The organism is Brucella grignonensis, from assembly GCF_002252505.1.
GTDB classification, from domain to species: domain Bacteria; phylum Pseudomonadota; class Alphaproteobacteria; order Rhizobiales; family Rhizobiaceae; genus Brucella; species Brucella grignonensis.
Window position 1 is genome coordinate 303532 of record NZ_NNRL01000148.1, and the last position, 9062, is coordinate 312593.

Below are 9062 nucleotides of genomic sequence, written 5' to 3' on the forward strand. Positions count from 1 at the left end.
ATGTTCAAGACTCGTAACATATAAAGTTACATGAAAAGAGATAGCAAATTATCGGGCGTTCTACACGTCCTCCTTCACATGGCAGAATATCAGAAGCCGGTGACTTCTGAGGTGCTGGCTAAAGCGATGGGCACCAATCCTGTTGTTGTCCGCCGTGTTATGGGCGGCCTGCGTGAGCAGGGTTATGTTCGTTCCGAAAAAGGACACCGTGGTGGCTGGGAGATCGCCTGTGATCTATCGAAGGTCACGTTGCGAGACATCTATAATGCCATCGGTAAACCTTCGCTGCTTGCCGTGAGCAACCGTACCGAAATGCCGGGATGCATTGTTGAGCAGGCAGTGAATGCTTCTCTGAACAAAGCGTTTCACGATGCTGAGGAACTCTTGTTGAAACGCTTTGATGAAGTGTCACTCGCCATGTTGAGCGAGGATTTTCATCAACGCGCCCTCGAACGCGGCGCGACATTCGATCTGGAGACAGCGCATGACGCATCATGATGCAATCATTATCGGCGGAAGCTTTGCCGGGCTCACAGCCGCAACTTACATCGCACGCGGCAGACGATCTGTCCGCGTGATCGACACAGGCAAGCCCCGCAATCGCTTTGCTGAGCATTCGCATGGCTTCTTCGCACAGGATGGAAGCAATCCGGCAGCCATGCTCGAAACGGCAAGGGCTCAGGTGCAAACCTATCCAAGTGTCGCCTTAACCCGAGGGAAGGCGATAGGTGGGGTCGGCGAGATTGATAATTTTTCAGTACAGCTCGATTCTGGCGAGACGGTGCGCGGACGCAGACTCATTTTTGCCTTTGGTATCTCGGACGAATTACCGGATGTTTCGGGGCTTGCGGAACGATGGGGCAATTCGGTTATCCACTGTCCATATTGCCACGGCTATGAGTTCAGCGGCAGAAAACTTGGTGTGCTGAATCTATCACCGATGTCTGTCCATCAGGCCATGCTTATCGCAGAATGGGGACCGACAACATTCTATTTAAATGGTGGCGATGAACCGGATGCTGCGACACTCACAGAGCTGGAAAGGCGTGGCATCAATATAGAACCTGCCAAAGTGGTCCATTTACGCGGCGAGGGCACTTCTCTGTCGGAGATTGAATTGGTTGACGGTCGGATGTCTTCTGCGGAAGCTCTGTATATAGCTCCCCGCAATCGGCTCAATAGTTCCATTGCCGAGCAGTTCGGCTGCACGCTCGAGGACATGCCGCTCGGTAAAACTATCAAGACCGACGAGATGAAAGCGACAAGTGTTGTGGGTATTTATGCAGCGGGCGACGTTTCACGCGGCGCGCATAGTGTTGCCTGGTCGGTTTCAGATGGCGTTACCGCAGGCGTTTCGGCTCACCGCTCGCTAGTCTTCTAAAGCTATACTTCATTACAAAAAAACGGGGCTAATGCCCCGTTTTTTATATAATTTCGAGCTAAGCATCAGTGCCGAAACGCTCTTCGCTGAGTGCCGCCGCCATCAGCGCTTTGGTATATTCCTCACGCGGATTATCGAAGACCTGCTCCGTATCGCCTTGCTCTACGATCTTTCCGTTCTTCATAACGATTACATAATCCGATACCGCACGGACCACTGCCATATCATGGCTGATGAAGAGGTAAGAAAGCCCATGATCCTTTTGCAAATCGCGCAAGAGGGTGACGATCTGCTTCTGGACCGAGCGATCAAGCGCACTTGTCGGTTCGTCAAGCACGATCACCTTTGGCTTCAGGATCATGGTGCGCGCAATGGCGATGCGCTGACGCTGACCGCCTGAGAACTCATGCGGATAGCGATTACGCATGGCCGGGTCCATGTCGACTTCCTTGAGGGCTTCACATGCACGACGATCACGTTCTTTGGCCGAAAGGTTCGGCTCATGGATGAGAAGCCCTTCGGTGATGATGCGTCCCACGGTCATGCGCGGGCTGAGCGAGCCAAAAGGGTCCTGAAAAACGAGCTGCAATTCGCGCCGCTTCGGACGCATCGCCTGCGATTCCGTCGGTAATTCCTTGCCAAGGTAAGCGATGCGGCCTTCTGATGGGAGAAGACGCAGAATAGCACGGCCCAGTGTCGATTTTCCGGAACCGGATTCACCCACGATGCCGATGGTCTGGCCCTGTTTGAGAGTCAGAGAAACATCATTGACGGCTGCAAGATAAGTTGCAGCGCCCAGCCATGGCTTGTTGATAAGGAAATTGACCTTCACATTATCAGCGCGGATGAGCACCGGCGCTTCATCAGGCGGTGAGAGTTTTTCACCTTCCGGTTCAGCATCCAGCAGCATCTTCGTATAGGGATGCTCCGGTGCGGTGAAGAGCTTTTCCGTTTCGTTGGTTTCAACCACTTCGCCGGAGCGCATCACATAGACCCGGTCCGCAAAGCGCCGCACGATGCCAAGATCGTGCGTGATGAAGACCACCGCCATGCCGAGCCGCTTCTGCAGATCTGCCAGCAGGTCAAGTATCTGTGCTTGAATGGTAACGTCGAGCGCTGTCGTCAGCTCGTCAGCGATCAGAACATCCGGCTCGTTGGCGAGCGCCATGGCAATCATGACGCGCTGGCGCTGTCCGCCCGACAGCTCATAAGGGTAGCTGTCGATGCGGCGCTCCGGTTCTGGAATACCAACCAGTTTGAGCAGTTCAAGAATACGCGGACGCGCTTCCTTTTTGCTCATGCCACGATGATACCGTAGCGGTTCGGCCAACTGATCGCCAATGCGATAAAGCGGGTCGAGCGAGGTCATCGGCTCCTGAAAGATCATCGTAATCTTCGCACCGCGTATCTTATTGAGTGCCTTATCAGTCATGCCGATCAGATCCTGACCACGATAGAGCGCCTGGCCGGTTGCCTTGCCGTTTTGGGCCAGAAGACCCATCATCGCCATGGTCGTCTGGCTCTTGCCGGAACCGGACTCGCCGACAATGGCGATGGTTTCACCGGCTTTGACATCAAGATTGATGCCGCGCACCGCCTCTACCGGACCGTCATGCGTGTCGAATGTGACCTTCAGGTCGCGCACGCTCAGAATGTTTTCACTCGTCATCTCAGCGATCCTTCGGGTCAAGGCTGTCGCGCAGGCCGTCACCTAGGAAGTTCAGCGCAAACAGGATGATGGTCAGTGTTGCGGCAGGCCAGATCAATTGCCAGCTCGCGCCGCGCATGTTCTGGGCACCTTCGGAAATCAGCAGCCCCAGAGAGGTGAGGGGGTCCTGCACACCGAGACCGAGGAACGACAAGAGGCTTTCAAGAAGGATTGCCTTCGGCACCAGCAGCGTCACGAAAACGATGACGGGGCCGAGCGCATTCGGGATGATATGTCGTGTGATGACACCACGCCGTGTTGCGCCAAGTGCTTCCGCCGCCTGCACGAATTCCTGACGTTTGAGGCTCAATGTCTGTCCGCGCACGATGCGCGCCATATCCAGCCATTCCGTCGCGCCGATGGCGATGAAGATGATGAAAATGGATCGCCCGAAGAAGACGAGCATCAATATCACGAAGAAGATGAAAGGCAGCGAATAAAGGATGTCGACAAGTCGCATCATAATGTTGTCGGCACGTCCGCCGAGGTAGCCCGATATCGCACCATATCCAACACCAAGCACCAAAGCCATTGCCGAAGCCAACAGACCGATGGCAAGCGACATACGAACGCCAATGAAGATGCGTGTCATCAGATCGCGACCGAGATTATCAGTACCAAGTACGAAATAATTACGCGCGACATTCAATGTAAGCTTACCCGACAGTCCATCAGCAGCGAGTTCGATCTTAGGATTGCTAAACAGGTCAGAGCGCTGGAAATAGCGCAACACCCGCTCATCCGTCGGACGCTGTGCGGTGAAGTCAACTACGATATTGTTGCCCGTCAGCTCCGGCTCCGCGGACGCATTCAGGCGGGCGCGGGCAAGCTCGCGTTCCAATCCGGGCATGATCGTATCAGCACGCGGATAAGCCTCCAGACTTGGAGCCACGCGCACGAACTGCGGATAGATTTTGTCGTAAGGATGCGGGCTGACCATAGGGCCAAAAATGCCGACAAGTGCCAATATGATCAGGACGATTGCACTTGTTACTGCTGCCTTGTTCTTGCGCAGGCGCAACCAGGCATCCTGCCAGAGCGAACGGCTTGCGACAGCTGCAAGCTTTTCTGTTTCTGTCGGTACGGTAAGGTCAGTCATAGCGAACCCTCGGATCAAGCCATGCATAAAGAAGGTCGACGATGAGATTGAACACCACGACGAAAACGGAAATCACAACCACGGTGCCCATAACCATCGTGTAATCGCGGCTCAGCGCGCCTTGCACAAAGTAACGACCGATACCGGGAATACCGAAGATGGTTTCAACAACAACTGAGCCTGTGAGAAGTGCTGCAGCTGTTGGTCCGAGATAGGAAACTGCGGGCAGCATGGCAGCACGCAAGGCATGTACCCCAACCACAACACGCGACGGCAAACCATAGGCGCGAGCGGTGCGAACATGATTGGCGCGCAATGCTTCAATCGTTGCACCGCGCACAAGACGGGCGATCACGCCAACTTGCGGTAAAGCCAGTGTCAGTACCGGCAATATCCAGTACGTGATATTCGCGGAGGACCAGCCACCGGCTGGCACCCAACCGAGAATGACGCCAAAAAGCAGGCTGAGGAGAGGAGCAACAACGAAATTTGGCGTTGTAATGCCAAAAGTTGCCAGTGCGACGACAAAATAATCGATAGAAGAATTCTGTTTCAGGGCCGCAATTGTACCGAGAAATGTTCCGATAATTGCGGCGAGACTAAGCGCCAAAGTGCCCAGCATGATCGAAACCGGAAGGCCGGAAGCAAACAGGTCATTCACCGTAAAATCACGACGCGTGAAGCTTGGTCCAAGGTCGCCGTGCAGCAGATTGCCAAGATAAATGAGGTACTGCTGCCACAGCGGCGCATCCATATTGTAGGCTTTCTTGAGGTTTTCAAGGATCAGCGGATCGATCGGACGCTCCAGATCGAAAGGCCCGCCGGGTGCCAGCCTTATAAGGAAGAATGTCAAAGTCACTATTATAAAGATCGTGGGTATTGCACTACCCAATCGTCGGAGCGTGTAGCTCAGCATTTGTTATTTCCCTTCTTTGCCGGACCGCTTTGAAACGATCCGGCAAATCCCACTAAGGGCGTGTTTCAGTTTTGTTTTTAATTCTTTATCGATAACCAACGTGTGCCGTGCGAATTCATGAGGTTATCTTCGTAACCCTGAATCTTATCAGCAACCAATGCGGTAGAAGCATAATACATCAAAGGCACAACAGCCCCGTCGCTAAGTAGTATCTTCTCTGCTTCAGAGAGAATTTTCGCTCGTTCGGCGAGATCGGTCGCCGTGGCAGATTTAGCCATCAACGCGTCGTAGTCCTTGTTCGACCAATCGGCATAATTGAAGTAATTGCCGGTGGTAAACAGCTCTAAAAATGAATTCGGGTCGTTATAATCGCCGATCCAACCATCGCGCGTAATGTCAAACATCCCTTTTTCTTGAAGGAAATTAAAGTAAGTCGTGCCTTCGACTTCGTTCAACGTGGCATTAATACCTATGTTTTTCAGCATGCTAGCGACTGCTGCCATGGTATTTTTGTGATTTTCAGACGTGTTATAACGCAAGGTAACCGAGAGCATTCCGGGCTCAACGCCCGCTTCCTTCAACAACTCTTTCGCTTTATCCTCACGGTCGAGAATATCTTCATTACCAAAAGCCAGTTTCGGCGCATCGTTGATGTAGTTCGCAATACCGGGCGGAACCATGGAATAGGCTGGCAACATCACGCCGCGCCACACTTCTTCACCTATGAACTTACGATCTATAGCGAGTGAAATAGCCTCACGAACGCGCTTGTCGCGCAACTTTCCCGAAGGTTCACCCTTAATGTCAATGTAATAGATACCAAGATAGGGCGCATGTCGGAATTCCTTGCCGAAATGTTCTTTCACATAGTCCATCTGCTCAGCTGAGACATCGGAACAAACATCGATTTCCTTGGCCTCAAAACGTCTCATGCAGCTTGCCCGATCTTCGAACGGTATCCAGTTCACCGCATCGATCTTAACATTGGAAGCGTCCCAATAATTCGGGTTCTTCTTCATCGCGATCTTGTCATTGGGATTGAAACTGACAAGCGTGTACGCGCCATTGGTCACCATATTTCCGGGCAAGGTGAACTTGTCGCCAAACTTCTCGACAGCCTTCTTGTTGACCGGGAAACCGGTCTGATGGGTGAGAAGTTCGAGGAAATAAGGAGCAGGGTTCTTGAGAGTGATTTGCAGCGTCTTGTCGTCAAGCGCCTTCACGCCAAGCTGATCGACCGGCATCTTGCCGGTGGCAACTTTCTCGGCATTCTTGATGGCGTAAAGTACGCTGGCATAACCGGCAGCCGTCTTCGGATCCATGATGCGGCGGAAGGTAAATTCGAAATCGCCGGCGGTAACAGGATCACCGTTCGACCATTTGGCATTCTCACGCATATGGAAAGTGTAGGTGAGGCCGTCCTCGGAAATATCCCAGGAAGATGCCGCTCCGGGAACGGCCACGCCCTTCTCGTTTTGCGCCAGCAAACCTTCATAAAGATCACGCAGCACACGGTTTTCCGAAATAGTGGTTGTGTGTTGCTGGTCCAGCGTGGCGGGGTCGGTATCGTTGCCTCGGTTGAGTACTGTTTCTGCCGATGCGGCTCCAACTAGCGCCATCAGGCAAACGCCTGTCATCAAAAATCCACGAACCATTGAAAACTCCCATAAAACTTTAAAAATATCTGTCCCATGAAAAAGGGACCCTCCGAACTTCCCGAGATCGAAAGAAAAAGGGGCTGCGCCATTAGAACCTGTGCGTCCTTTCGGACGCACAAAGGGCGCTCTAACTCATTGAATCTACGCATCGTGCTTTTCAAAAATCGATTCCGATTTTTGGACCGATGCTGTAGGCGCAGCCCGGACTGAAAATTTATTGTTTGAACGAAAGCCAACGGGTCTTGTGGCTGTCCATAAGGTTGTCGTTCCATCCGTCGAGCTTGTCGGAAACAAGGGTGCGTGAGGAATAATAAAGGATTGGAATATTGCTCATATCATCGAGCTTGAGCTGTTCTGCTTCAGCCAGAACTTTGGCACGCGCGTCGAGATCAAGGATCTTCTCTGCCTCGGCCATCTTGGCATCATATTCCGGGTTTTTCACCTTGGAGTAATTGAAGCTGACATCGCTCTGGCTGATGTAAAGGAAGTTCTGTGGATCGTTATAATCGCCGATCCAGCCAGCGCGTGCGATATCGAACGGGCCATCTTCACGCAAGAAGTTGAAGTAAGTAGCACCTTCGGTTTCGTTGAGCGTCGCTTTCACGCCGATATTGCCAAGCTGATCAGCGATTGCCGCCATGGTATTCTTGTTGTTTTCAGACGTGTTGTAGAGCAGCTCAATCGAAAGCGTGTTTGGCTCAACACCTGCTTCTTTCAACAGCTCCTTGGCCTTGTCTTCACGATCCAGCATGTCGTCGGAATAGTTGAGCTTCGGCGCATCCTTGACATAGTGATTGATGCCCGGAGGGACCATTGAGTAACCCGGCAACATCGTACCTTGCCAGACCTGATTGGCGATGAAATCACGGTCGATAGCCATGGAAATTGCCTGACGGACGCGAGGGTCCTTCAGCTTGCTGTCTGCGGTCTTGCCCTTTACCGGTAGATAATAAACGCCAAGATAAGGTGCCAGACGGAATTCGTTGGCGAGGTTCTTCTTCACATAGTCCATCTGTTCAGCTGGAACATCAGAGCAAACCTGTACTTCCTTGGCTTCGAAACGGCGCATACAGCTGGCGCGATCTTCGAATGGGATCCAGTTGATCGTATCGATCTTCACCTGATCCGCTTCGTAGTAATTCGGGTTCTTCTTCATGACGATCTTGTCGTTCGGCGTGAAGCTGACAAGTTCATAAGCGCCATTCGTCACCATCTTACCAGGTGTCGTAAACTTGTCGCCATTTTCCTCAACGCTCTTCTGATGCAACGGGAAACCCGTCTGGTGTGTCAGAAGTTCAAGGAAATACGGAGCAGGGGTGTTCAGAGTAACCTTCAGCGTGTGATCGTCAACGGCTTCGACGCCAAGCTCATTGACAGGCTTTTTGCCACCAGCAACATCTTCGGCGTTCTTGATAACAAATAGCATGCTGGCATAGCCCGCAGCGGTCTTCGGGTCCATCAGACGGCGGAAAGCAAACTGAAAGTCGCCAGCCGTGACCGGGTCGCCGTTCGACCATTTGGCGTTATCGCGCAGGTGAAAAGTGTATGAAATACCATCTTCGGAAATATCCCAAGACTTCGCGACACCCGGGATAGCTTCGCCATCTGCATTCTGAATGGTCAGGCCGTCGTAAAGATCACGAAGCACATTGCCTTCCGAAACAGTGGATGTCCGATGATGATCAAGCGTTGCGGGATCAGTGTCGTTGCCACGATTGAGAACAGTCTCAGCCGATGCTGCCCCCATCAATGCCAGAAGACACACGCTTGTCAGTAAAGTTTTGCGAAACACGAAGAACCCCTCCTTGGTAATTTTCGAAATGTCGTGCATCTTATGGATAAGATTGACACTTGCAAGAGAAGTTATCAACACATTGAATTTATTATAATATTGGCGACCATAAGGCTAATTTAGAAGATAAAATTTTGGTACGCAGAAGCGGTTCAACGGCCAATTTACGCTCAATATAGGACCCATAAAAATCACGAAAACTCCCTATTTTTCGGACTTTTTCGCTACTGTTGTCAGCAGTTTCACTCGGTTCAAATATGCGATTCGCCCAGTTTTTGATCAACGACTTCGAGTTGTGAAAACACCCATTGTAAGACGAGTTCGACAGCCGGTCATGAGGGCATCATATTAAATCCGCCGTGAATGTTTTATCCCAATAAGATGCCGATTGTTTACTCGCATCTTTGTTCCATAACATACGTTATGTGATCAATATTTATAACAGGGGGCATTCTATTTTAAACTGCAACATGCCAATGAATTCATGTGGTTAGCCATGGAGGAAATT

7 protein-coding genes are annotated in these 9062 nt (G+C 51.7%); 2 read left to right on the forward strand and 5 right to left on the reverse strand.

Annotation, left to right across the window (positions count from 1 at the left end; genetic code table 11):
- Window positions 1-30 precede the first annotated feature (30 nt).
- Window positions 31-498 carry an Rrf2 family transcriptional regulator gene (locus CEV33_RS04490; RefSeq protein WP_094539226.1) on the forward strand — a complete coding sequence of 156 codons (468 nt, stop codon included), beginning with the start codon at window positions 31-33 and terminating at the stop codon, window positions 496-498.
- Entirely contained in the window at window positions 485-1381 is an 897-nt protein-coding gene (locus CEV33_RS04495; protein WP_094539227.1) for an NAD(P)/FAD-dependent oxidoreductase, read from the forward strand. The genes CEV33_RS04490 and CEV33_RS04495 overlap by 14 nt, the downstream gene beginning before the upstream one ends.
- A gap of 58 nt (window positions 1382-1439) precedes the next feature.
- Here CEV33_RS04495 and CEV33_RS04500 read toward each other — a convergent pair whose 3' ends face one another.
- The 5 genes from CEV33_RS04500 to CEV33_RS04520 all read right to left on the reverse strand — a co-directional run bounded on the left by CEV33_RS04500 (window position 1440) and on the right by CEV33_RS04520 (window position 8554).
- Window positions 1440-3050, reverse strand: coding sequence for an ABC transporter ATP-binding protein (locus CEV33_RS04500; RefSeq protein WP_094539228.1), 1611 nt, complete (start codon window positions 3048-3050; stop codon window positions 1440-1442).
- A gap of 1 nt (window position 3051) precedes the next feature.
- Complete coding sequence (locus CEV33_RS04505) at window positions 3052-4188, reverse strand: ABC transporter permease (RefSeq protein ID WP_094539229.1); 1137 nt, start codon at window positions 4186-4188, stop codon at window positions 3052-3054.
- Window positions 4181-5104, reverse strand: coding sequence for an ABC transporter permease (locus CEV33_RS04510; RefSeq protein ID WP_094539230.1), 924 nt, complete (start codon window positions 5102-5104; stop codon window positions 4181-4183). The genes CEV33_RS04505 and CEV33_RS04510 overlap by 8 nt, the downstream gene beginning before the upstream one ends.
- Before the next feature lie 77 nt (window positions 5105-5181).
- Window positions 5182-6759, reverse strand: a complete 1578-nt coding sequence (locus CEV33_RS04515) for a peptide ABC transporter substrate-binding protein (RefSeq protein ID WP_094539231.1) — start codon at window positions 6757-6759, stop codon at window positions 5182-5184.
- 217 nt (window positions 6760-6976) lie between these two features.
- Window positions 6977-8554 (reverse strand): peptide ABC transporter substrate-binding protein, encoded by a 1578-nt coding sequence (locus CEV33_RS04520; protein ID WP_094539257.1) that lies wholly within the window; start codon window positions 8552-8554, stop codon window positions 6977-6979.
- Window positions 8555-9062 lie beyond the last annotated feature (508 nt).

Excerpts from the sequence above, each read along its gene's own strand:
- CEV33_RS04505 (WP_094539229.1), bottom strand. The coding sequence starts at position 4,188 with ATGACTGACCTTACCGTACCGACAGAAACAGAAAAGCTTGCAGCTGTC.
- CEV33_RS04500 (WP_094539228.1), bottom strand. The coding sequence starts at position 3,050 with ATGACGAGTGAAAACATTCTGAGCGTGCGCGACCTGAAGGTCACATTC.
- CEV33_RS04515 (WP_094539231.1), bottom strand. The coding sequence starts at position 6,759 with ATGGTTCGTGGATTTTTGATGACAGGCGTTTGCCTGATGGCGCTAGTT.
- CEV33_RS04490 (WP_094539226.1), top strand. The coding sequence starts at position 31 with ATGAAAAGAGATAGCAAATTATCGGGCGTTCTACACGTCCTCCTTCAC.
- CEV33_RS04495 (WP_094539227.1), top strand. The coding sequence starts at position 485 with ATGACGCATCATGATGCAATCATTATCGGCGGAAGCTTTGCCGGGCTC.
- CEV33_RS04510 (WP_094539230.1), bottom strand. The coding sequence starts at position 5,104 with ATGCTGAGCTACACGCTCCGACGATTGGGTAGTGCAATACCCACGATC.